General features: G+C 73.1%; 1 protein-coding gene. It reads left to right on the top strand.

Translation table 11 applies throughout. The features are described 5' to 3' along the window. Positions 1 to 339 (top strand): CoA transferase (locus C1634_RS25735; RefSeq protein ID WP_133248985.1); only part of this gene is annotated, 339 nt, incomplete at its 5' end. Between the last annotated feature and the right edge of the window lie 115 nt (positions 340 to 454).

Below are 454 nucleotides of genomic sequence, written 5' to 3'. Positions count from 1 at the left end.
GTGCTGATCCCGCTGATCCGCCAGGCCACGGTGCTGCACACCACCGCCGAGTGGATTCTTTCCCTGGAGCGCGCCGGCGTGCCCTGCGGGCCGATCAACGACCTGGCGCAGGTGTTCGCCGACCCGCAGGTGCAGGCCCGCGGCCTGCGCGTGGAGCTACCGCACCCGCTGGCCGGGACGGTGCCGCAGGTGGCCAGCCCGATCCGCCTGTCCGAGACACCGGTGGAATACCGCAACCCGCCGCCCACCCTCGGCCAGCACACCGACGAGGGCCTCGAGACGCGCCTCGGCCTGGACGCGACCGCGCTGGAAAGGCTGCGCGACGGCAAGGTGATCTGAGCCCCGCGCGCCGCCCCAGCGACGCATCGGCGGACAACGCCCCACCGTACCCCGCGCAGAGCCACCACGTAGGGCGCATAACCGCAACGCGGCTATCCGCCGCCCAGCCGTGCAT

This window comes from Chryseobacterium viscerum (assembly GCF_002899945.2).
Lineage (GTDB): Bacteria > Bacteroidota > Bacteroidia > Flavobacteriales > Weeksellaceae > Chryseobacterium > Chryseobacterium viscerum.
Note: the sequence above shows the minus strand (reverse complement) of the source record. Positions and strands in the feature narration are given on the sequence as shown.